18 protein-coding genes are annotated in these 22,167 nt (G+C 53.2%); 12 read left to right on the forward strand and 6 right to left on the reverse strand.

Annotated elements, in window-relative coordinates; genetic code table 11:
• Positions 1-51: 51 nt before the first annotated feature.
• Entirely contained in the window at positions 52-1,158 is a 1,107-nt protein-coding gene (locus D3P08_RS00855) for a hypothetical protein (protein WP_119597541.1), read from the reverse strand.
• A gap of 199 nt (positions 1,159-1,357) precedes the next feature.
• Between D3P08_RS00855 and D3P08_RS00860 the strand changes: the two genes are divergently transcribed.
• From D3P08_RS00860 to D3P08_RS00880, 5 genes are all read left to right on the forward strand, one after another.
• Complete coding sequence (locus D3P08_RS00860) at positions 1,358-2,032, forward strand: response regulator transcription factor (RefSeq protein ID WP_119597542.1); 675 nt, start codon at positions 1,358-1,360, stop codon at positions 2,030-2,032.
• Positions 2,029-3,438: a sensor histidine kinase gene (locus D3P08_RS00865; protein WP_119597543.1), complete on the forward strand. Its 1,410-nt coding sequence runs from the start codon at positions 2,029-2,031 to the stop codon at positions 3,436-3,438. Before D3P08_RS00860 ends, D3P08_RS00865 begins: the two co-directional genes overlap by 4 nt.
• Positions 3,439-3,528: 90 nt before the next feature.
• Entirely contained in the window at positions 3,529-4,440 is a 912-nt protein-coding gene (locus D3P08_RS00870) for an ABC transporter ATP-binding protein (protein ID WP_119597544.1), read from the forward strand.
• A complete protein-coding gene (locus tag D3P08_RS00875; RefSeq protein ID WP_119597974.1) occupies positions 4,440-5,147 on the forward strand; it encodes an ABC transporter permease in 708 nt (235 codons plus the stop codon). Before D3P08_RS00870 ends, D3P08_RS00875 begins: the two co-directional genes overlap by 1 nt.
• A 1-nt stretch (position 5,148) precedes the next feature.
• Positions 5,149-5,901: an ABC transporter permease gene (locus D3P08_RS00880; RefSeq protein ID WP_119597545.1), complete on the forward strand. Its 753-nt coding sequence runs from the start codon at positions 5,149-5,151 to the stop codon at positions 5,899-5,901.
• 916 nt (positions 5,902-6,817) lie between these two features.
• On the opposite strand, the gene D3P08_RS00885 is transcribed toward D3P08_RS00880, so the two are convergent.
• Together D3P08_RS00885 and D3P08_RS00890 are read right to left on the reverse strand one after the other, a co-directional pair.
• Positions 6,818-8,167 (reverse strand): FtsW/RodA/SpoVE family cell cycle protein, encoded by a 1,350-nt coding sequence (locus tag D3P08_RS00885; protein WP_162848320.1) that lies wholly within the window; start codon positions 8,165-8,167, stop codon positions 6,818-6,820.
• On the reverse strand, positions 8,164-8,496 hold the full coding sequence (locus D3P08_RS00890; protein WP_119597547.1) for a PadR family transcriptional regulator: 333 nt from the start codon (positions 8,494-8,496) through the stop codon (positions 8,164-8,166). The genes D3P08_RS00885 and D3P08_RS00890 overlap by 4 nt, the downstream gene beginning before the upstream one ends.
• A 304-nt stretch (positions 8,497-8,800) precedes the next feature.
• Here D3P08_RS00890 and D3P08_RS00895 point away from each other — a divergent pair, with 304 nt between their 5' ends.
• Both D3P08_RS00895 and D3P08_RS00900 read left to right on the forward strand, forming a co-directional pair.
• Positions 8,801-10,252, forward strand: a complete 1,452-nt coding sequence (locus D3P08_RS00895) for an NAD(P)-binding domain-containing protein (RefSeq protein ID WP_119597548.1) — start codon at positions 8,801-8,803, stop codon at positions 10,250-10,252.
• 301 nt (positions 10,253-10,553) lie between these two features.
• On the forward strand, positions 10,554-11,525 hold the full coding sequence (locus D3P08_RS00900; RefSeq protein WP_119597549.1) for a cysteine peptidase family C39 domain-containing protein: 972 nt from the start codon (positions 10,554-10,556) through the stop codon (positions 11,523-11,525).
• Between the two features lie 13 nt (positions 11,526-11,538).
• Here the strand turns inward: D3P08_RS00900 and D3P08_RS00905 are convergent, their stop codons facing one another.
• Positions 11,539-12,351, reverse strand: a complete 813-nt coding sequence (locus D3P08_RS00905) for a WYL domain-containing protein (RefSeq protein ID WP_119597550.1) — start codon at positions 12,349-12,351, stop codon at positions 11,539-11,541.
• Complete coding sequence (locus D3P08_RS00910) at positions 12,326-13,651, reverse strand: helix-turn-helix transcriptional regulator (protein ID WP_119597551.1); 1,326 nt, start codon at positions 13,649-13,651, stop codon at positions 12,326-12,328. Before D3P08_RS00910 ends, D3P08_RS00905 begins: the two co-directional genes overlap by 26 nt.
• A gap of 196 nt (positions 13,652-13,847) precedes the next feature.
• Here D3P08_RS00910 and D3P08_RS00915 point away from each other — a divergent pair, with 196 nt between their 5' ends.
• From D3P08_RS00915 to D3P08_RS00935, 5 genes are all read left to right on the forward strand, one after another.
• A complete protein-coding gene (locus D3P08_RS00915) occupies positions 13,848-14,630 on the forward strand; it encodes a nucleotidyltransferase domain-containing protein (protein WP_119597552.1) in 783 nt (260 codons plus the stop codon).
• A 39-nt stretch (positions 14,631-14,669) separates the two neighbouring features.
• Entirely contained in the window at positions 14,670-15,935 is a 1,266-nt protein-coding gene (locus D3P08_RS00920; RefSeq protein ID WP_119597553.1) for a class I SAM-dependent methyltransferase, read from the forward strand.
• A gap of 3 nt (positions 15,936-15,938) precedes the next feature.
• The gene (locus D3P08_RS00925; protein ID WP_119597554.1) at positions 15,939-18,530 is read left to right on the forward strand and encodes a metallophosphoesterase; all 2,592 of its coding nucleotides are present in this window, start codon (positions 15,939-15,941) and stop codon (positions 18,528-18,530) included.
• Positions 18,531-18,553: 23 nt separating this feature from the next.
• Positions 18,554-19,780, forward strand: coding sequence for an RtcB family protein (locus D3P08_RS00930; RefSeq protein ID WP_119597555.1), 1,227 nt, complete (start codon positions 18,554-18,556; stop codon positions 19,778-19,780).
• Positions 19,781-19,897: 117 nt separating this feature from the next.
• Entirely contained in the window at positions 19,898-20,803 is a 906-nt protein-coding gene (locus D3P08_RS00935; protein ID WP_119597556.1) for a hypothetical protein, read from the forward strand.
• Between the two features lie 43 nt (positions 20,804-20,846).
• Here the strand turns inward: D3P08_RS00935 and D3P08_RS00940 are convergent, their stop codons facing one another.
• A complete protein-coding gene (locus tag D3P08_RS00940; RefSeq protein WP_119597557.1) occupies positions 20,847-22,055 on the reverse strand; it encodes a DUF418 domain-containing protein in 1,209 nt (402 codons plus the stop codon).
• Positions 22,056-22,167: the final 112 nt, after the last annotated feature.

Below are 22,167 nucleotides of genomic sequence, written 5' to 3' on the forward strand. Positions count from 1 at the left end.
AAGAGCTGGAGAGACCGGGTTTAAGCCGCCGTCTTTCCAGCTCTTTTATGTTTACGGCTTTTCGATCCAATCAATCCGCCACGGCTCCGCCGGCGACAGTCTGCGCATTTGGAACACGCTTCGCGTTTTGTCTGCGCATCTGTTCCCGCGAATGACGCAGGTATCCACCCGGATGTCCGCCGCGACCAGCTGATCCACCTCTTCCTCCGCCTCCACGAATTGATGCCGCACCGTTCCGTCCTCCGCGCCGAAATGGCGGATTCCGGCTTGGGCGTGACGGGCGTCAGGGAACAGCTCGGCCAGGAGCTGGCTGTCCCCGTACTCATTGGCGAGGAAAAACGCATTGATCACGTCATAAGGATCCAACTGCCGCTCGAATGCGTCCAGCGTGCCGGAGGCTTTGGCGACCATCAGCTGATGGGCGAGATCGACGTTGCCTTTACCGTGCGTCACGCTACCTAAGAAGTGAATGCAGAAATGGCCGCGGAATCCGTTGTTCGGAATGCCGTCGCCGCCATGGGGCATGCCATGCATCGAAGCGGCAAGCACCCTTCCGTTCGATTCGACCAGGATGGCTCTGCGGCGCCAGCTCCAACTGCCGTTATAGATCTGCTTCATAATTTCCGTATCGGCCTTCGTCAGAGGCTGCACGTCGGCATGGCTGCTGCCGGCCCTGCGCTGCGCGTTGAAGGACAAACCGGTCTCGAGGTCGATGACCTTCACCTTAGCTTTCCTCGGAATGACGGTTTTCGCTTCGTCCCATGGCAATAGCTCGCCGTAATGCTTCGCGCGGAGCTCGCGAGCCGCCTTTAGCAGACGCGCTCGTTCCGCCGGCCGGAGCTGCAGCTCCACGCCGTCCTCCTGATGAAGGTCGCCGTCCGGATCAACGCGATAGACAGTCTTTTTCCCGCCCTGTTTCTTTACCGTCAAATAGGTATCCGTAGAGGGCACTGGAGAGTCTGGCCGCGACACGGCTCCGTCTAACAAACGGGCCAGCGGGATGGACCGGCGTGTCGCATATTCGGCTTGCGGAGAAGCTTTCACAGAAAGCTCCGCATCGGCGGCGCTGAGGGACTTCGCGCTAACGAGCTCGGCCGGGACTTCTCCTATAAAAAGCAGCAGCGCTGTAATAACGGTGATGAACCTTGTTTTTTGCATAGCGGTGTCACAAGCTCCTTCCTTTATTTGTTTAGCTTTGCAAGAAAATGATGCTTCATTCACGGAGTTTGAAAATTTTTGGAGAATTATCGTAAACCGTTTAGGCTGACGGTACTGTGAACCTGACTTTCCCTAGGCTTTCCATTCGGCTTATAATTTGTACAAAAGCAAGCCAAACGGTGGGGAGGACGTAAGTAGAATGAGTGCCGCTTTGTTATATATTGAAGATGATCAAGAAATTGGGGCGTTTGTTGCCGAGCATTTGCGGTCGAACGGGTATGAAGTGAAATGGCTTAGGAGCGGGGAGCAGGCTGTAGAGCAGGCGGAAGGGTGCCAGCTGGTCATCCTGGACGTCATGCTTCCGGGGCTTGACGGCTTTACAGTGGGACAGCGGCTCAAAAAAGCGGCGCCTGAGCGGCCGATTTTACTGCTTTCGGCGCGAACGGCGATCGATGATAAGCTGCAAGGCTTGCAATTCGCCGACGATTATGTGACGAAGCCGTTTCATCCCGATGAATTAACGGCGAGAATCGAGGTGCTGCTGCGGCGTTCCGGCGCTCATGCGCCCGATTCCGTTCAGATTAAGCATCTGCTTGTGAACGAAAAGGAGAACCGGATCGTGAACAGCGAGACCGGAGAGGAAATTACGCTTAGCGGCAAGCAGTTTCATATTTTCAAATATTTGCTGCGCCATTTGGGACAGATCATGACGAAGGAGCAAATCTACGAGTCGGTATGGGGCGAGCCGTATCTGGAGGGGGATAAGACGTTAATGGTCCATATCCGCTATCTCCGCGAAAAGCTTGAGAAGGAACCCGCGTCTCCGGAAATTATCGAGACCGTGCGGGGGATCGGCTATCGGGTGAGAGCATGAGCGCGCCGCAGAACGAGAAGCGAAAGCGCGGTTTTTTCGCGCGGCAGTCGCTGCTAAGCCGGTATTTGCTCATCGTGCTGAGCGCGTTTCTGTTTATTCCGATCATTATTCCGCTAGCGAGCATGATCTATTTTGGGGTGGAGGCTTTTGACGGGCAGACCGACAGGATCAGCTTGAAATACGGCAATGCAAACGAGCTGGAGGCGGCCTGGCATGCCGAAGCGAGAACGCTTCATGGAGCCGATGCGGATGAAGTGGACGCGAAGCTTCGCGAGTTGAAGGCCAAATATCCCGAGGCCTCCATGTTCTGGGTCGATGCGGACGGGAGCACGAGGCTGCGGTTACCGGAGGCGAGAAGCGGAGTGCCGGACCGGTGGACGGCGGCTGAGGCGATCCGGTTTATGAAGTCGAGCGTAGGCAGCGACCCGTTTACGGTCGTCGCTTTTCTTGGAGCGGAGAATGGCGATGGCGCGTTTATGGCGCTGCAAATGCCTCGGGCGCTTGTCGAAGGCGGAGTGTCCGGCGGACGCGGGACAACCTTTATCGTCGTTTTTATTTTCGTCACGTTTGCTTTATTCACGGCGTTGTCGCTATGGTTTTTTATGCATATTCGAAAAAGGCTGCTGCTGCTTCAAGCGGCTATGTCGAAGCGGGACGAGCATGGGCTTCCCGCGCCTGTCGAACAGAAGCGGCCGGATGAAATCGGCGGGCTGGAGGCGGCTTTTAACGGCATGGTCGAGCAATTAAAGGCCGGCAGGCTGCTTCAGCAGGAAGAAGAGGAGCTTCGCAAACGGCTTATTTCGAATCTGTCGCATGACCTTCGGACGCCGCTAACGGTTATGCGCGGCCATCTTTACACACTCGCCAAAGAAAATTTGAGCGGCAAAGGCAAGGCGTCGCTGGACACATTAGAACGAAAGACGGAGGGGCTCGGCGCGCTGATCGACAACCTGCTTGCTTACACGCTGATGACGAGCGGCCGGTATAAGCTGGAGCCTGAACCTGTCGACGTCCTGCGGCTGGTCCGGGAGAGCGCCGCGGCATGGTATCCGGTATGGGAGAAGGCGGGGATCGAAGCGGATATTTCTTTGCCCGCCGAACCGCTGATTTGGCAAATCGATAAGCTGGCTTTTCGCCGAATTTTGGACAATCTGTTTCAAAATATTGTCCGCCATGCCGCAAGCGGGAAGTATGCGGGTCTTTATGTGGAGGAAATAGAAGGGCGAGTATCCCTTATTGTCGCGGATCGGGGCCCCGGTCTGGAGAGCGGATCAATGGTCTCGGAAGAAAAAGGCGCCGGGATCGGGCTTGCGATCGTAGACTATTTGCTGCGGGAGATGGGACTGCATTGGCGGCGGGAAAGCTCCGAGCAGGGGCTGCGTATCTTGATTTATAAAGAAGCGTAACGATGGGCTTCGATTTTTTAAACGAAATTTAAACTTGGCTGCCTGTTCTTTTAACCTCGGGGCTGTAAGCTGATTAACGAGGTGAGGGAAATGAAGGAATGGGTCATTGAGACGAGCGCGCTTAGTAAGCGTTATAAAGGGCGCTACGCCGTCTCCAACCTGAATTTGAAAATTGGAAAAGGTGAAATTTACGGCTTTTTGGGGCCGAACGGCGCGGGCAAAACAACGACGATCCGCATGCTGCTCGGACTCATCAAGCCGTCAAGCGGCGCGATTCAGCTGTTCGGCCAGCCGCTTCATAAGCATAAGCTTTCGATCCTGCGCAAGGTGGGCTCGCTGGTGGAATATCCGTCTTATTACGGGCATTTGAGCGCGACGGACAATCTCGAGGCCATTCGCCGGATCATTGACGCGCCGAAGGAGCGAATCGGCGAAGTGCTTCGCATCGTCGGGCTTTCTAAGGAAGCGAAGAGGCCGGTGAAGGGCTTCTCTCTTGGGATGAAGCAGAGGCTTGGCATTGCCGGCGCTTTGCTGGGCAATCCCGAGCTGCTCATTCTGGACGAACCGACGAACGGTCTTGATCCCGCGGGCATTCTGGAAATACGCGAGCTCATCAAATCGATGCCGCGGGAGTTCGGCATTACGGTGCTCATCTCAAGCCATTTGCTGAGCGAAGTGGAGCTAATGGCGAATAAAGTCGGCATCATCCGGCAGGGCGAGCTTGTCTTCCAGGATACGCTGGAAAGCTTGCAGCAGCAGGCGAGAGGCAGTATCTCGCTTCGCGTATCGGAGGCGGAGCGGGCGATGGTGCTGCTGGACGGTATCGGCGTCGACTCGTCGCTTGCGGGAGAGCTGCTGCAGCTGGACAGCACGGATGACGCGGTCGTATCTAAGGCGGTGAAGGAGCTGGTCATGGCCGGACACGCTGTCTACCGGGCGGAAGAGCGGCGGAAATCGCTCGAGGAGCTGTTCCTTCGTATCGTAGGGGAGGGGCAGGGATGATGCTGGTCAAAGCTTTCCGAGCCGATCTGCTGAAGGCAAAGGGGAAGGGGCTGTGGCTTCTCGTCTGCCTCGCGCCAGTAGGGCTAATTGCGATGCAGGCGCTCAACTTCGGCCTTCGTTACGACTATTTAACGAGTATATTCGCCGGCAAGCTGTGGATCGGCCTGCTCGATAATTTGTCCATGTTCGTGCCGATAGCGCTGGTCATGGGCATTACGATCGTCTGCTCGCTGCTGGCGAATATCGAGCATCACACAAGCTCGTGGAAGCAGCTGCTTGCGCTGCCGATTCCGCGTTCTGCTGTATTCGGGGCGAAGTTTGCGGTCGCGGCTGTCATGTTAGGTTTATCTTGCGTGTTGTTGACGCTCGGGACGGTCCTATTGGGCTTGGCGCTGCGTTTTGGCATCGAGATGCCGATGGCTGACATCCTCGCGTTGAGCTTCTTCCCGTATCTAGCGTCGTGGCCGTTTCTTGCGCTGTTTTTGTGGCTGTGCATGACCTTTCGCAACCAGGCTGTCCCGATGACGCTCGGCGTCGTGGCGGCGATCCTTACGCTGTTCGGCATATCGGAATGGGTGCCTGTCAGCTGGCCGATGCTCGCTTTTACCGGACCGAAGCGAGAGTGGTTCATCGGAGCGGGGCTGCTTGTCGGAGCGATTATTCTCCTCATAGGCATGCTTCACTTCAGCCGAAAGGATGTGCATTAAGATGAGGGTAAAAGCTTTTATGGGATTGCTCGCCTCCGAACGGCTGAAGCTGGTGAGGTCTCCGATTTGGCTGCTCGTTCTGGTCAGCCCGATCTTAGCGCTGACGGCCGGATTTTTGTCCTCGCTCGATGACGTGGCGCCGGAAGCCCGCTATCTTATTTTGCAATCCTCCGTATTTACGGTACACGCCATTTTGCTGCTGCCGATTTTGACCGGTATTTTCGCATCCTTCGTATGCCGTTTCGAACATAGCGGCGGAGGCTGGAAGAGCATGCTGTCTCTTCCCGTATCGAGAACGGGACTGTACGCGGCCAAATTCATCACAGTAGCTCTCCTGCTTGCGGTAACGCAGCTGCTTACGCTTGTCTCGCTTATTATTTCGGTTAAATTCCAGGGCATCGAAGGCGGGATGGACTGGGGAGCGGCAATCTCGGCGACGGTAAGCGGCTGGGTGGCCTGCCTTCCGCTCGCAGCCTTGCAGCTGTGGGCCTCCATCGGCTGGAGCAGCTTTGCGGCACCGCTGGCGATAAACGTTGCCTTTACACTGCCGAACATGCTGGTCGTCAATTCGGAGAGGTTCAGCCCGTTCTATCCGTGGGCCCAGCCCTCGCTGGCGATGCTGTCCTCCGGCGGCGGTTCCATGGACTTCGGCGGCTTTACGCTTCCGCTCGTCAACATTTTGGGAACGGTGCTCGTTAGCTTCGTCGTCTTTTTGTGCGGCGGACTGATGCATATGCGGCGTAAGGAGATTTAAGTGAGTGATCTAGTCTCGAGCTGAAAGCCGAAATTGCTGCGAATGTACATCATTTTTGCGCGGAGCAACGTGCATTCTTGATAATTGCTGCAAAACTACAGCATTTTTCAATAAAAAGCTCGAATGCGGTGCAAGGACGATAAAATTACTGCATTTACGCAGCATTTCCTCTCAATCCCGCATTTCGCTAAAAAAAATCATGTATTTTTTCAGCAAAATGGACGGTGCTCGTAAGCTTCGTGTCGTTTTGTGCGGGGGTTCTGATGTATATGCTGCGGAAGGGGATAAAGTGTAGGTAAGGGATTGTATAGATGAGGGGAGGGGAGTCTAGACTCGAGCTGAAAAGCCGAAATTGCAGCGAATATACATCAATTTTGCGAGGATCATCGTGCATTCTTGATGATTGCTGCAAAACTACAGCATTTTTCAATAAAAAGCTCGAATGCGGTGCAAGGACGATAAAATTACTGCATTTACGCAGCATTTCCTCTCAATCCCGCACTTCGCTAAAAAAAATCATGTATTTTTGCAGCAAAATGGACGGTGGATGTAAGCTTCGTGGTCGTTTTGTGCGGGGGTTCTGATGTATATGCGGCGGAAGGAGATTTAAGTGATTTAAGTGGAGGTTAGGGATTGTATAGATGAGGGGAGGGGAGTCTAGACTCGAGCTGAAAGTCGAAATTGCTGCGAATATACATCATTTTTGCGCGGAGCATCGTGCATTCTTGATAATTGCTGCAAAACTACAGCATTTTTCAATAAAAAGCCCGAATGCGGTGCAAGGACGATAAAATTACTGCATTTACGCAGCATTTCCTCTCAATCCCGCACTTCGCTAAAAAAATCATGTATTTTTGCAGCAAAATGAAGCAATGCTGAAGGGCCAGCTCAATATGAGCCGGCCCTTCTCTAATGGCTAACGAAACGGATTCGCTGGCTGCAGCCGGCTGACCATATCCTTTCGTCGGTAAATGCTAAGCATAAGGCCAGCCACAGCGAATTCGAATATAGTCACCGAGCTCCAATTCAGAATAGGCAGGTCGAATCCGATGACGGGGACAAGCCCCAGACTCATAAGGATATTCCATACCAAACGGACGGTGAATACAGTGCCTGCTCCGAAAACTATATATTTGCCGTATTGGTCATGGAGTCTCTGTCCCATCCGAAGCGTGCGGAAAACAAATCCGAACACAACCAAAATAACGAACGCTCCGAACACCCATCCTAAGGAGTAGACGAGGTTCGGGAATAACATCTCGCTGTACATATGGAGAAGGGATTCGTTCGGAACGGCGAATCCTTGCCCCCACATGCCGCCGGAACGGATCGTGTCCAGAATTACATTCGTTTGAAAGCCGCCAATCCAATTCAGCTGTAAAATGCCGCCAAGTCGAACTTTTAACGACATATAGTGTGGAAGGTTGTTCATAATTAGCAGCAATCCTAATAAAATGGCCGAACCGGACGCAAGCAGCAATTTGATCCTCCCGGACAAGACCAACAAGACGAATAATCCGACTGCGTAGGGGATGAAAGCAGCGAGCGAGGGGGATATGAGGTAAAGAAAGGAAGGGATCCACGCATACGCGGCAAGGTTCCTCACGGCCTTCAAGCTTCGCAGCCACTTCGCATCACTTTTGGAGTCTTTTCGTTGTTCTTGGTGCAGCAGTCCTGCAATAGCTATCAACAGGAGATAGGAAGATAGCGTGAACATATCTAAACCGAATGCACCGACTCTTATAAATTTACGAAACCCGTTAACTTCGGGACCGAACAGCCAAGCATAAGTCATCAAGCCGATCGTGATCCAATACAGCGGCCATGACCATTTCAACAGCTTTCGATAGTCGGCAAAATAAAACAAGATCATAAGCGTGATGCCGACTCCGCCGCAAACCCATTTCACGGCGTTGTTAGCTTGATTGCCGGATGGATAAGCAGGCATCGCGAACAAGGCCAACACCGCGATAATAACCATCCCCGCTGCTAGAGCGATCACGCTCCACTCGGGCTTAGGACGATGAACGGCATGAAAGCCTCTGCCTATCTCACGCGCCTCTCCCATGTGCTTCAACGCTTCCGTTACCGCTTCGTCACGAGATAATCGGCCGGACGCCAGCTTCTCTTCCGTGAGCTCCTCAAGGTGGCTGAGCATCTCTTGTGCGATATCCATATGAATATCCTTTGCTTTAACTTGCTGACACACTTCCTCAATATAGGCCTTAACTGCGGGATGATCAGCCGCCCAGTTGCGTTCACTCATACCGATCCCTCCCCGATCACGCGGTCGACTGTCGTACGAAAAAGGGCCCATTCTTTATGCTTTTCTTCCAACTGACGTCTTCCGTTCTCGGTAATACGGTAATATTTCCGTCTTCGCCCGCCTTCTTCATGCCAATAGGCTTCCACCAGCTTTTCCGATTCCAGCGTATGGAGAATGGGGTACAGCGTGCCTTCTTTCAAAGTAAATACGCTTGCCGAACTCCGCTCGATCTCCTTCGTCATTTCATAACCATACATGTCTTTTCGACCGAGAAGCGACAAGATCAGCATGACCGTGCTGCCTTTCATGAGCTCTTTATTAATTTTCATTGCGGAATCCAACCTCATCTTACCTTTATTTTCGATGCATCGAATATCTAGGTATTAATATAGCGTATAATTCCAATTCCTACAAGCTGCTTGTCCGCTATGGTTAAGAAGGCCGGAAAAGTTATACATGTTGCACATTGCTTTTCTCCCCGTTTGGTTGCAATCGCCATAATCTTGAAAAACGCTTTAAAAGCGCGCGAATAAGCGCTAAGATAGGAAAAAAATATTATGTTAGATAACATGACATAAACATTCCTGTGAGCATACAGTAGACGAAAACAGGTGAACGAAAGGGGAAATCCGCATGAGCATCGAGGCGTTGAATGAGCGAGTGGCAGCCGACTTGTCCTATTTGGCCTATGGGGGACCGGACTGGGTGCGACGAAGGGAGCATGAGGACGGACATGTCTATGACGTTGTTATTGTCGGAGGCGGGCAAAGCGGGCTAGGCCTGGCATTCGGTCTGCTTCGCGAGCGGATATCGAACATTCTCGTCATCGATGAGAACCCGGAGGGGCTGGAGGGACCGTGGGACACGTATGCGAGGATGGTTACGCTGCGTACGCCGAAGCATCTCACATCGATCGATCTCGGCATTCCATCCTTAACCTTCCGTTCCTGGTGGGAGGCGCAGACTGGAAAAGAAGGCTGGGAGACCATCGATAAAATAAAGCGCGGCGACTGGATGAGCTACCTTCGCTGGTATCGGAGCGTGCTGAAGCTTCCGGTCGTGAACGAAACGAAGCTGAAGCTGATCGAGCCGCTAGGCGAAGGGCTGCACCGTCTTCACCTGGAAGGGAGAGGCGCGCCTTCCGGTCGGCTGTTAGCCCGCAAAGTCGTGCTGGCAACCGGCATCCAGGGCGGGGGCGAGTGGCATGTTCCCGCCATGATCAAAGAAAACGTGCCTCGCAGCCTCTACGCCCATACTTCGGAAAATATCGATTTCCGCGCCCTCAGAGGCAAACGGATTGCCATCCTCGGCGGCGGGGCGTCGGCCTTTGACAATGCGCAGTATGCCTTGTCCGAGGGCGCAGGCGAGGTGCATGTGTTCATCAGGCGCAATCGGCTGCCGCGCGTTAATCCGATCCGCCAGATGGAAGGCTCCGGTATGATCGAACGGTTCCAGGCGTTGTCCGATGCAGACAAATACGCGGTCATCGCGCATTTCTACAAGCATAACCAGCCGCCTACCAACGATACGTTCTCGCGGGCGGCGGCTTACCCCGGCTTCAAGCTTCATCTGGGCTCTCCTTGGCTGCGTGCCGTCTCCGAGCAGGACGGAGTTTCCGTAACAACGCCGCATGGAACCTTTCCGTTTGATTTTCTTATTGTGAGCACGGGACTCGTCTCGGATCCGGCCCTGCGTCCGGAGCTCAGATTGGTGGAACGCGACATCGCCCGCTGGTCCGACCGCTATCAAGCGCCTGCCGACATCGCAAGCTCCATGCTCGACGCTCACCCTTATTTAACGTCCGGCTTTGGATTTACCGGAAGGGACGAGGAGGGGGCGAAGAGGCTGCATGGACTGTTCGCCTTCAACTATTCCGTGATGGTCAGCTGCGGTTTATCCGCATCGGCTATATCGGGCCTGCGCTTTGCGATTCCAAGGCTGGCGTCCGCAATCGCGGATCAGCTGTTTATGGACGACCGCGAGACGATCCTGCGTAACTTCTACGCTTACGAGGAGCCGGAGTTCGTGGAGCAATGGCCGCAGCAGACGGCAGAGCAAACGAACCGAGCGTCCTCGGCATCCTAGCCATACCGCAATGATGACTGGCTTATAGGGGCACACACGCAAAAACAAGCCGAACAAGTGCGGGAAGTGACATTCCGCAGCTGTTCGGCTTGTCTCATGTAAGCGCAGGAAGGTTTCTATTAGACGTCTCAATAGGCCGTTGGCAATGACTGTGTCCATCCTCTGGCGGATCGTAAAATTTTCCCCCTGCCCGCATAATAATCACCCTTACGCAAAAGGAGCCGGCCGCACTACTATATAATCGAACCTGAGCTTAGAGACGTTGTTTTGCCCGGGGCTTATTCGAGGGAGGGGCTAAGGCATGCGAATTACGCTGGACCGAAAACCGTTTAACGAGTTGTGGATGAACGGCATGCTGAACCAGGCATTTACTATCGCGTCATCGGTTCATCCGAGCTACCGCTTCGCCGCGTATTTGAATCATTACCGCTACTTGCCGCGCGAGGCTGCGACCGACCGCTGCTTCCGTTATCCGGCGATCGAAACGCTATATAATGGGGAGGAATGGGCCAAGCTCCCGCTGGCCCGCATTATTAATCGGATCGAGCCTCGGCAGGTTCGAAGCAAGGATACGTTCATGGAGGAAATTAAGGGAGTGCTGCGGAGCGGCCGCAGCTTGAGCGTAAACGTTGATTTGTACCACTGGCTCCCGGGGAGTCTCGCATGGCAAAAATTCCACTGGCATCATTACGCTTTATTCAACGGCTATGACGACGAGCGGGCTGTTTTCTACGTGATCGACGATACAATAGACGGCTGCAACGAGCATGAAGTTCCGGAGGATAGGCTGCGTAGAGCATTCCTGAGCTCGGAGGCCTGCATGAATCGCGACCGTGATGAACCCGATTATTACGTCTATCATCTTCGTTCAAATCCAGAGCCATTCGAGCTTCGGCTCACCGAGATCGCGCATCATGCGGAGAGGCTGATAAGGGAGCTTTCGCTGTTCTCGATGAATGAGATGTGGAAGGTGGAGCGAAGCCCGGAAAAATATAAATCGCATATGACGTACGCGGTCATAGGCGCAACGGACATCGTGAACCGCCAAGCCGCAAACGAAGGTCTTCTTCGGATTATTCGGGAGCAAAGGCTGCTGGATGAGCGGCTATGCGATCTGCTGATGGTCCAGCTTCGCGGCATCCAGGAAGGGTGGAAGGGCATTAAGCGCGCGTTTGTTCATCATACATTTGACCGTGAACGCGAGCTTGAGCTTGGGCAGGCCATGCTTGACCGGGAAAAAGCGTTTTGGTCCATGCTGGCGGACGGAACATGAATCCGTCAGCCCGCTATTCTTCCTCGTTATCCGCTTGATACCGCATAAGCGCCTTAGAGGTTGTCTCCATCATGCGCCGTATGAAGTAGTCTCCCTCCACAACCCTGACCCGAAGCCCGAGGAATCGGATCTTCAACAACAGAAATTCGCTTTCGTCGGCAAGGTGTTTGACGCGCAGACGATAAACACCCGTATTATCGTCGAAGCTGACGGTTTTGTCGAAGCAGGAGAAGGCGGAAACAATTCGAGATAATTCCGAGTTATAGGCGCGAACGACTTCAATGACGGCGGTGCGCATCCGTTTTTCCAGCACCTCCGCCAGGCGCGCCTTCGCGCTTGCGCTTTGCTGCGGGGACAGCTCATACTCCTCCAGCGATTCAATGCTGCGAAGCGGGGTGGAGCGAAGCGCATGCGGCCTGGTGCCGTACCAAAGCAAATACCACTCCCTCTTCACCATCGAATACTCCAGCTTGCACGGGATGCCGGCTTGCTGCTGATGGGAGCCGCCGTGCTTCAAAGCGACGCTGATTTTGACGCCTTTGCCTTGCACGATAAGGCGGCGAAGCTTTCGGAGCATGGGGTGGTAAACCTGCCGCTCTTCGCCGCGCCCTTTCTCCATTATGATATCTTTTACGCGAAAGTCCTCTTCATCGGTTAGCAGCCGCTCCAGCTTCGAGAGCGTCTCCTGCGTAAAGGCGCCTGCCGCCGCTTCATGCCGCAGCATTGTCTTCAGCCAAGAGCGCTCTTGACTGGAGACGGCGAAGGAGCCCGTCTCGTCCAGCCGCGACATGATTTGATAGTTAAAAATCTTCTCGAACGGGTTCATAATACGCCTGCAGCTCCTTCCATTCCGCCATGAATTCATGGCGGAGCCATCTCGGCTCCAGCACCTCGCAGCTCGAACCGAAGCTCCGCAGCCAAGGCTTGATTTCGGTTAAACCGTTTACGGTGATTTCGAATTGAAAAAAAGACTCCGTCTCCTCGGTAATTTCGCCCCATTGTCCTTGGGCGAGCACGCGCGCTTTCACAAAATTATGGCTCGAATTCTCCGGGTTATAAAACCGGGCGACGACACGAAAGGAACGCATCGTATCGATTACCCAGCTGTGCCGAAGCTTCTCCTCCGCATGGGACAGCCGCATCGCGAATTCCTCCTCGCTTACCTGCGCGCCTTCCTCGAGGCCCGTCAGACCCTCCATCCGGAATTTCATCAGTCCCTGTCTTGCGTTATGGCCAACCAGATACCATCTGCCGTATTGATGGTCGTAAATGACCTTAAGAGGCAGAATGGTTTCCGTCACGCCGGTTGTCTGGGTTTCAAACAACGGGTTCGTGTTTTTGGACGCGTAACGCGTCCCCCTCTTGGGCGAGAGGTACAAAAAGGTAAGCTTTCGCCGGCTCTCAATCGCTTTATGAATGGCATATAAATGCGCCTCGTCCAATATGCGAGAGTGATAGTGATATTTGTAGACATGCGTCTCCGTCGTCTCCGGCCCGAGACCGCGGGCTCTCAGCGCTTTCTTGAGCGTATCGCGGAGAAGGTAACCCTGAACGGATGGAAGTTGCGTGTTGGCGAGCACATCCGTGTAATCGTAAAGATCAATCAGCTCATCATCCGTCAGCTGGTCGATTAGCTCGGTACGGGCGCGGTATCGGTAGGGGCGTTTCCCGTCAATGCGCTTCACAACGCCGACTTCCTCCAAATACTTTAAATCGCCGCGGATTGTCTTCTCGTCGGGCAAGGCTGCATCGGCGGGAAGCTCTCGTCCGCACAGCTCCATCAGATCGTTCGCCGCCAGGTCTTGCTTGCGCAAAGCGGCCATGATCAGGGCAAGCCTTGCGCTTTCGGTTTCCTTAAGAGATTTGGCCCGGTAGAGGAAGAGCAGAAGCGGGTCCGCGGATTCGTAATGATTATAGCGGAAGCCCGCCGTCAGCTCCGCGCTTTGCTCCGGGGTCAGCCCTTGCTGTCCGGCGCTCAGGATGTCCTTCAAATAACGCAGCGTCTTATCGTAGGTATGGACGGAGATGCCCAGCCGATCCGCGAATTGCTTCCTGCTGTAAGCGCCGCCTGTCAGCGCGAGCAGCCGGAGGAACTGGATTTCTTTATCGAAGCTTTCTCTTGCCATGTCATGGCCCCCTTTCGGTGAGTAAGCCGCTAGTCGAGATTGGTTAAACTCCATTCTATCAAATGGTCTTCATGGTGAAAATGACTAACAATATTTGCCCGTCGCCATACTTCCGCCCTGTTCGCGCGCTTGTGTATAGGTGACAATGAGAGCAGCGAACAACGACGAACGCGGTCCGAAAGAGGGGGTTTTTACAATGACGAATATGATGATGACGATAAAAGAAGAGCTATTGCGGCTGGAGAAGGAAGAGCATATCAAAATCGTGTACGCCTGCGAATCGGGCAGCCGGGCATGGGGATTTCCGTCTAGAGACAGCGACTACGACGTTCGTTTTATTTATATCCATCCCGTCGATTGGTATTTGTCGATCTTCGAGAAACGGGACGTGATCGAACGTCCGATTAGCGACCGGCTGGACATCAGCGGCTGGGACTTGCGGAAAACGTTGAACTTGTTCCGCAAATCCAACCCGCCATTGATGGAGTGGCTGGGCTCGCCGATTCGCTATTTGGAGGCTCATGACACGGCGGAGCGGCTGAGAAGGCTGAGCGAGCAGGCTTTTTCGCCGAAGGCGAGCATTTATCACTATTTGCATATGGCGCGCGGCAATTACAGGACCTATTTGCAGGGCGACTCCGTGCGGATCAAAAAATATTTTTACGTGCTGAGGCCGATCCTTGCCTGCGAATGGATTCTGAAGTACGGCGCGATGCCGCCTATGGAGTTCGACATCCTAGTCGAGCGTCTTGTGCCGGAGGACAGCAAGCTGAGAGCGATCATCGAAGAGCTGCTCGAGCGGAAGAAAGCGGGCGAGGAGTTGGACTATGAGCCGAAGCTTGCTGTCGTGAACGACTACATCGAACGAAGCCTAGTGTCGCTCGAGCAATCCGCCGCACAGATGCCGCCGGCGAAAACGGATATCGACGACAAACTGGATGATTTGTTCCGCTCGTCGTTACGGGAAGTTTGGATGTAATAGGAATCTACGCTTAGTAAGGGGAGAGGGGAATCGATTATGGCTATCGTGCAGCTGAAGTCAAACAATCCTCATTTTTCATATCTGCTGAGGAAAAATCCGGGGACGGGCATGCTCCTTCGCTCGGTCAGGCAAGGAATGGCGTACGGCTGGTATTCTGATGAGTCTACCTTCAATGTCTACTTCAAAGACGCCGACAATGGCATTTCTTATAAAAAGGATGAAAACGAAAAGTTCGAATACTTAAACGTATCGCGCTATAACACGCCGATGTTTCCGCTTAATGCGGTTAACGAATATTTTTCTTCGCCGTTTAAGTCGTTGGATCACCGGGATGCGAAAGGCTTTGAGCATATGTTTTTTATCAATATGATTCATATCGACCGCTCGCATTATATCGAGTTTTTCCGAAGGCATATGCCGGAGTATACGTTCGACCTGCAGCACCAGTCGTATAAGAGCTGCTCGCTTACGGTAACGACGAATAAAAGCCTCTATCATCTGCTGCATGCCGTCAGCGTGCTGTGCCTGTTCTTCTCCATGTTCGGAGAGGAGTACATCGATATTTCTGAATCGATCTTGGATAAGTATATTCGAAGCTTGAATGTCATCGATGCGCCGTTCTACATCCGGAGCCTGTTCGCTAGAAACTTTCTTCCTACGCGGGAAAGGTTCAATGCTTACAAAGCCGAAATCGAGCGGACAGACCGGTACGAGATCAAGCTGGAATATGGGGGGACGGCGCATCAGCGGCGAAGCTTCATCAGCGGCAAATTGCCATTTAAGCTGCCGATTCTTGATATCGGATGCGGAGAAGGCTTTTACGCGATACCGTTCGCCGGTAAAATCGAAAGAACTTATTACGCAATAGATATTAATGAGGAGCTTCATCCGGTCGTGCAGCGAAAGGCTGCGGCCAAGGGGATCGAAAATATTGCGCTTTTTGTTTCTCTTGATCACTTCTTGGAGTCGTACGACGGAGAGCGCGTTGACGTAATTCTGACGGAGGTCATCGAGCATATGCCGGAGGAAGAAGCGGCTGGACTCATTCGCCAAATCCTCTCGGCCATAAATTTTAACCGTTTTATTATTACGACGCCGAACGCTGATTTTAATGTCCATTATGAGCTCGAGGGCTTCCGGCACGATGACCATAAGTGGGAGATGGGGCAAGCCGGCTTCCAGGAATGGTTTCTGAAAATAATCGGCGATTGCGATTGCTCCTATGAATTTGTTTCGATTGGAGACAGCGTGAACGGCGTTTACTCTACGCAAGGAATTGTCATGTACGGAAAGGAGGAGTAGGAGATGCATATCCGAACAAAGGTTCATACGATATTGATGCTGGTCGGCTCGACGGAATGCGGGAAATCAACCTTTGCGCGGGAGGTTCTGATCCCGCAGCTGCAGAGGAGTGAAGCAGGCGTTCAGGCAAGATCGAACGTCCAGTATTTGTCCTCGGACGCCATTCGGCAAGACATTCTGGGATACGGCTACGACAAGTACGATCAAATCATGCTGGAGGCCAGCTCGCACGCGTTCCAGCTGTTGTTTGAAAGACTTAGGCTGGTGACGTCATTCCCGATTAACGCGGAGTTTGTTGTGCTGGATACGCTCGGACTCGCCGACGATTTTCGCGCCAAGGTCCGCGAGGTTGCAAAAGAGAACAACTATAACGTTGAAGTGATACTGTTCGATTATCGGAAACGCGACGACTACTATAGCTCGGAAAGATCGAAGAAGCTGATAAGCGGACACTTGAACCGCCTAAAGCGGGACGTTCTGCCGGTTCTTTCGCGCGAGGGGTATGCGGCTATCCACAAAGTGAAGGCGAAAAACTTTTTCGACCCGTCGACGAATTTGCGGAATCCGGACTACACGGTAGACATTCAAGATTGGGATGCGTATCTTGCGACTCAACTCCCCCGGGAATACAACTATATCGTTGTCGGAGACGTGCACGAGTGCGTGCTCGAGCTTCAGGGGCTTCTGAAAAGCTATGGGTTCCTTGTTGGAGACGACGGCAAGCTTCAAGAAACGGACCGGGTTCGGGACACCAAAGTGATATTGGCGGGCGACTGGATCGATAAGGGGAAAAAGACAAGGGAGATTGTCGAGTTTTTGTATGCAAACCGCGAGCATATCCTGCTTGTGCTTGGCAATCATGAAAATTTCGTCTATAAATATTTGCGTGGAGATATTGGAGGAGCAGACCCTGAGCTGCTGGAAACGTATTTCGATTCCGCAGCCGTGCTGTCGGCCGATGAGGCGCTTCGAGCAAAATTTAACCTGCTGGTCGAGCAGTCGCAGCCATTCTACCGCCGCACTGGGACGGAAGGGCCGACGTATTATGTGACTCACGCGCCATGCAGGAATAAATACATCGGCAAGCTGGACGCGAATTCGCTTCGCCACCAGCGGAATTTCCGGCTGGACCGTGAAGGCGATACGGAGGAGCAGCTTACATTCCTTCGCGAGGAAGCGGTGAGCAACCATCCGTATCACTTATTCGGGCATGTGGCGGCGAAGCAGGCGTTTCGTTTGAAAAATAAGCTGCATCTCGATACCGGCTGCGTACATGGCAATCAATTGAGCTCCGTTCTGATTACGTTCAAACCGTTTTTCAAAAGCTTCCGTTCCCAAAACGCGGCAATAGTGGAGCCGCTGCCGGCTTTGTTCAAGGCTGACGAGAAAAAGGTTGAGCTGAAAGAGCTTGACGACGCATCCGTCCGCAGGCTTCGGTACAGCTCGAATAACCGGATCAATTATATTTCCGGCACCATGTCGCCAGCCGATAAAGATATGGCAGCGGGCGAGCTGGAATCGCTGGCCAAAGGGCTCGATTATTATCGTGAACGCGGTGCTCATGAAGTGGTATTGCAGCCGAAATATATGGGCTCTCGCTGTAATGTGTATCTGTTCCGGGACATGGAACGCAGCTATGCGGTTAGCCGGAACGGGTACAGGATTACATCCGTCAATATCGTGCCCGTCTATGAGGCTTTGCTTGCAAGGCTTGGCGGTTATATGGAGAAGCATGGAGTTGCGGGCATGATTCTGGACGGCGAGTTGATGCCTTGGAAAACGCTTGGCGAAGGGCTGATCGAGCGCCAATTCAAACCGATCGAGAAAGCGCTGGAGACCGAGCTTGCATTTTTGAAACAAAATGGATTTGAAGAGGCGCTAACCGGACTCATTCAGCAATATGAAGCAAGCGGCTTCGAAAAGGAGCAATTTGCGTTGTCCAAATCGGCGCTTGCCGAGAGATACGGCCCCAGCGTGTATCAGAACTACAAATACGTGCGGGAAGTGAGAGACGCCTATGTTCCGATTGCAGAGCATGAAGCGGCTTATCTGACGTACAAGCGCCAAATGGAGCTGTATGCGGGAGACGCGGAGCTGGCTTACAAGCCTTTTGCAATCTTAAAGGAAATGATGACGAGCGGCGAAGAGAGATTGCCGGAGTTCCGTACTTCGGAGATGTACCGGATCTTATCGGATGATGAGTGCTTGGTGCTGGATTTGAGCGACAAGTCCTCTTATGCGAAGGCGGAGCAGTTTTTCCGGCAGCTGACAACCGAGCAAGGCATGGAGGGGGTAGTCATTAAGCCGGAGGCTGAGAAGCAGGGCGTTGTTCCGTACCTAAAGGTTCGGAATGCCGGATATCTGTCGATCATTTACGGATATGATTACAAATTCCCTCACAAATATAATAAACTGCTCAAGCAAAAAAATATGATGCCCAAGCTGCAAACTTCTTTGAGCGAGCATCGTCTAGGTCAAAGTCTTCTGGCCATCAAGCTGGACGACATCTCGCCGGATAATGAGAGGTATAAGGAGATTGCGGCGAGCCTGCTGTTCGAGGTCGAGAAGGAAAAGGATATCGACCCGAGGCTGTAGGGGCAATAAAACGGAGTGATCATATGACTTATCAAATTATAGATGGCGTACGCGTATGGGGGAAGCCTGAGGAAGGCGCGCTGTCGCAGGCGAAAACATGCGCCATGCATGGCAACGTTGTACAGGCGCTGCTTATGGCGGATCATCATAAAGGCTACAGCCAGCCGATCGGCGGCGTCGTCGCATACGAGGGGCAAATATCGCCGTCGGGCGTCGGATACGATATCGCATGCGGCAACAAGGCCGTCCGCACGAATCTCATGGCGGCCGATATTCGGCCTCGCCTCGCCGGTATCATGAACGAGCTGGCGCGCAAAATATCGTTCGGCGTCGGCCGCGTGAACAGCGAGAAGGTGGACCATGAGCTGTTCGACGATCCGGATTGGGCGGTTTATTCGGCAATCGGCAAGGCCGTACACGACAAGCTGAAGGCGTTGGCCCGCGATCAGCTCGGTACGGTCGGCAGCGGCAATCACTACGTCGACTTGTTCGAGGAGCCGGAAACCGGCAGGCTGTGGATCGGGAATCATTTCGGCAGCCGGGGCTTCGGCCACAAAACGGCCAGCGGCTTTCTCAACCTGGCGGCGGGCCGCGAGTTTCTGGCGAACGCTCCTGGCGAAAAGATGGATCAGCCGCCCGTGCTGCTCGATCTGGACAGCGAGACCGGCGATATGTACGAGCGGGCGATGAAGCTGGCAGGCCGCTACGCTTATGCGGGGAGAGATTATGTCATAGAGCAGGCGTTGTCCATCCTTGGCGCGGAAGCCGACTTTGAAGTGCATAACCATCACAACTTCGCATGGCGGGAGACGCACGACGGCCGGGAGACCGTCGTTGTCCGCAAGGGCGCTACGCCGTCGGCGCCGGGGCAGCTCGGCTTTATCGGCGGGAGCATGGGGGATATTTCGGTGATCGTAAGGGGCAGAGACACAGAAGAGAGCAGGGCTTCCTTCTACAGCACCGTGCACGGCGCGGGCCGCGTGATGAGCCGTACCCAGGCGGCTGGCAAAATGAACTGGAAGACGCGTACCCGCTCGGGCGGCGCGATTACAGTGGAGCAAATGAAAAAAGCGGTGCAGGATTTCGGCGTGGAGCTGCGCGGGGCGGGGACGGATGAAAGTCCATTCGTCTACCGCAAGCTGCAGGAGGTGCTGGACGCGCATGCGGAGACCATCGATGTGCTGCATGTGCTGAAGCCGATCGGCGTCTGCATGGCGGGCGCGGATGAATTCGATCCGTATAAGGACTAAAAAAAGAACATCCTCGTGGGAGGATGTTCTTCTTCTATAAAATTATCCTTTACTAACAAAAGGAATTTGCTACTATTGAAATGCTGCAATTCTTAATAACGTTAGGAGCGTATCATCTTGTTGATTCAAAGATTGGTTAGCGCAATCGGTTTATCCTTAACGGCGTGGACGATTTATCATCTTAAGTTCACGCTCACAGTTCCCGTACTCTCAGCAATCGCCGTCTATGCGCTGGGCAGTCTTTTACTGGAAGTAGCGTTGAAAAAACGGAATCCAAGCAGGGAAGCCAGTCTAACAACGGTCGTTTGGTCGACCGTATGGACCCTAATCGCTTCCGGGGTGCTGTTCGGGTTATTCAGCGGATTGACGTCATGGTTCGCCTATGCAGGGCGGGCGGCAATGTCCAATTTCTGGCTATGGATGCTGCACATGGCTGGAATAGTCATCTTATTTTTGGCGTTCCTGTTCGTTGCAAGTCTTCATATCTCACTGCAAGAGGTATCGGGCAAAGCGAAAATACAGCATTGGTACGATGCGCCTGTCATGGGATATATGCTGACCTACAATAAAGGTGGGAGTTATCTCACAGCAGGTACATATACTTTATTGGCAGTATGGGCGGCCTGTCTCGTGGACATGTACTCGATGAATGCTTACGGTAGCTTTTTTGCTTTTTTGCTGCTGCTGTATTGTTTCGGACGGTTGACGTCGGTTAGAGGTGTTCACAAGAACGGCAAGTCTGCTGGTTCTGCTAAAGGTGCGCGTTCAGCGAAGTGGCTCGGACTTACTCTGGTGTTTGTATTCGTAATGTTTTATTTCCTGCTTGCGCGAGACTTCATTGCCGTTCTATCCCAATTACTCGTTTTGGTTATTATCGCATGTATTCTTGCAGTCATTATGCTTCTTTGCTTCGGTCTTATAAAACTCCGGTTATTCGTCATCGTGAAGTGGCTGATGATCCTTTCCATTTTTCCGTTTTTTGCGGCATGGGTGCTTTTTATGTGGTCGTTCTCACACCCTTAGATAATTTAACTTGAAAGCAGCGTTTAAATGGCAATCAACGCAGCTACGCGTTCGTATCGACAGGTCCGGGCAGAACGGCGCGCTTCGGTCTTCCGCGCCAGCTCCAGTACGTCCATGCCCGAATGAGCCATTCGACAGGACCGATGCGGAATCGGCCGGCATACCAGGTGCTGACGATCATCTGCAAGATGTAGAGGAGCAGCGCGATTCCGATGCCGGCCGTCACTCCGAGCTTTCCGAACCAGCCGAAGCCATAGCCGTAGAACAACGTCGTGCAGACGACCGATTGCGTCAAATAGTTGGACAGCGACAGCTTGCCGATCGAGGCGAACCCTTTCCGAACCATTCCTGCCTCCTTAAGGGTGAACAGCCATGCCAGTCCTAAAATATAACCGATGGACAATAGCGGCATCCCCGCCGTTTTGCCGATTCCGCTGATGATAAAGCCGGGCGAAATGACGCCGAGCGTTTTGAGAATCAATCCCGGAACGATAAACATGGCGGCTCCCTTGGCGTAGAAGGCTCGTTTTGTCCTCGCTTGCTCGAACAGGCCGGTTTTGGCCGCGTATATGCCGAACAGGAACATCGGCCCGGTCATAAACGGGATCAGAAACAGAGCAATCATGAGGAAGAGAGGGTCATCTACCATCGGCACCGGTTCATTGTTGCGGAAGCGGGTAATTTCCGCGTAAGTGCCCGTCTGATAGACCTCGATCGATTTCTCGACGTATTGCTCGGTTTTACGCTCCTGCTCCGGCGTCACATTCATATCCGTGCCGGATATCCCGAGACCGGCTAACCCGAACAGCGACAGCAGCACGATTCCCCAGATGAGGACCGTTTTCGCTTTTCGTCTTAAGAACAACAGCAGCAAGAAGCCAATGGCTCCGTAGAAGAGCAGAATATCCCCGTCCCATATAAAATAGCTGTGCAAAAAGCCTAAGATGAGCAGCATCAGAAAACGGCGCAGCAGCACTCTTCTGAACTTGCCGCCCCTTGCCTCCTGGCTCTGCATTTGCTTGAACAAGCCAAAGCCGAACAAGAACGAGAAAATAGGCATGAAGCTGCCTTCAATGAAAATTTTGACGGCTTTGTGGGCCCAGCTGTCAAAGGACGTTTGCCCGAACAGCTCCATTTCGTCCATTCCCCACATGCCGTATTGAAAAATAAGCATGTTCGCCATCAGAATGCCCAGCAGGCTGAATCCGCGTATCTCGTCGACCAGGCTTTGTCTTTCCATCGTTTGTATCATTGCATCTTCACCTCGGCCTTATTGTATATGCCCCAATTTACCAGTACATTATGACTGCCTTATGGTTTGTTAAATTTTTACGGCGCAGTTAAACGGAAATTAAGGTTCCTAT

It is taken from the genome of Paenibacillus nanensis, from assembly GCF_003583765.1.
Classification (GTDB): Bacteria; Bacillota; Bacilli; order Paenibacillales; family Paenibacillaceae; genus Pristimantibacillus; species Pristimantibacillus nanensis.

What these genes read in the sequence shown, in the direction of transcription:
- D3P08_RS00855 (WP_119597541.1), bottom strand. Translation starts at nt 1,158, where the DNA reads ATGCAAAAAACAAGGTTCATCACCGTTATTACAGCGCTGCTGCTTTTT.
- D3P08_RS00860 (WP_119597542.1), top strand. Translation starts at nt 1,358, where the DNA reads ATGAGTGCCGCTTTGTTATATATTGAAGATGATCAAGAAATTGGGGCG.
- D3P08_RS00865 (WP_119597543.1), top strand. Translation starts at nt 2,029, where the DNA reads ATGAGCGCGCCGCAGAACGAGAAGCGAAAGCGCGGTTTTTTCGCGCGG.
- D3P08_RS00870 (WP_119597544.1), top strand. Translation starts at nt 3,529, where the DNA reads ATGAAGGAATGGGTCATTGAGACGAGCGCGCTTAGTAAGCGTTATAAA.
- D3P08_RS00875 (WP_119597974.1), top strand. Translation starts at nt 4,440, where the DNA reads ATGCTGGTCAAAGCTTTCCGAGCCGATCTGCTGAAGGCAAAGGGGAAG.
- D3P08_RS00880 (WP_119597545.1), top strand. Translation starts at nt 5,149, where the DNA reads ATGAGGGTAAAAGCTTTTATGGGATTGCTCGCCTCCGAACGGCTGAAG.
- D3P08_RS00885 (WP_162848320.1), bottom strand. Translation starts at nt 8,167, where the DNA reads ATGAGTGAACGCAACTGGGCGGCTGATCATCCCGCAGTTAAGGCCTAT.
- D3P08_RS00890 (WP_119597547.1), bottom strand. Translation starts at nt 8,496, where the DNA reads ATGAAAATTAATAAAGAGCTCATGAAAGGCAGCACGGTCATGCTGATC.
- D3P08_RS00895 (WP_119597548.1), top strand. Translation starts at nt 8,801, where the DNA reads ATGAGCATCGAGGCGTTGAATGAGCGAGTGGCAGCCGACTTGTCCTAT.
- D3P08_RS00900 (WP_119597549.1), top strand. Translation starts at nt 10,554, where the DNA reads ATGCGAATTACGCTGGACCGAAAACCGTTTAACGAGTTGTGGATGAAC.
- D3P08_RS00905 (WP_119597550.1), bottom strand. Translation starts at nt 12,351, where the DNA reads ATGAACCCGTTCGAGAAGATTTTTAACTATCAAATCATGTCGCGGCTG.
- D3P08_RS00910 (WP_119597551.1), bottom strand. Translation starts at nt 13,651, where the DNA reads ATGGCAAGAGAAAGCTTCGATAAAGAAATCCAGTTCCTCCGGCTGCTC.
- D3P08_RS00915 (WP_119597552.1), top strand. Translation starts at nt 13,848, where the DNA reads ATGACGAATATGATGATGACGATAAAAGAAGAGCTATTGCGGCTGGAG.
- D3P08_RS00920 (WP_119597553.1), top strand. Translation starts at nt 14,670, where the DNA reads ATGGCTATCGTGCAGCTGAAGTCAAACAATCCTCATTTTTCATATCTG.
- D3P08_RS00925 (WP_119597554.1), top strand. Translation starts at nt 15,939, where the DNA reads ATGCATATCCGAACAAAGGTTCATACGATATTGATGCTGGTCGGCTCG.
- D3P08_RS00930 (WP_119597555.1), top strand. Translation starts at nt 18,554, where the DNA reads ATGACTTATCAAATTATAGATGGCGTACGCGTATGGGGGAAGCCTGAG.
- D3P08_RS00940 (WP_119597557.1), bottom strand. Translation starts at nt 22,055, where the DNA reads ATGATACAAACGATGGAAAGACAAAGCCTGGTCGACGAGATACGCGGA.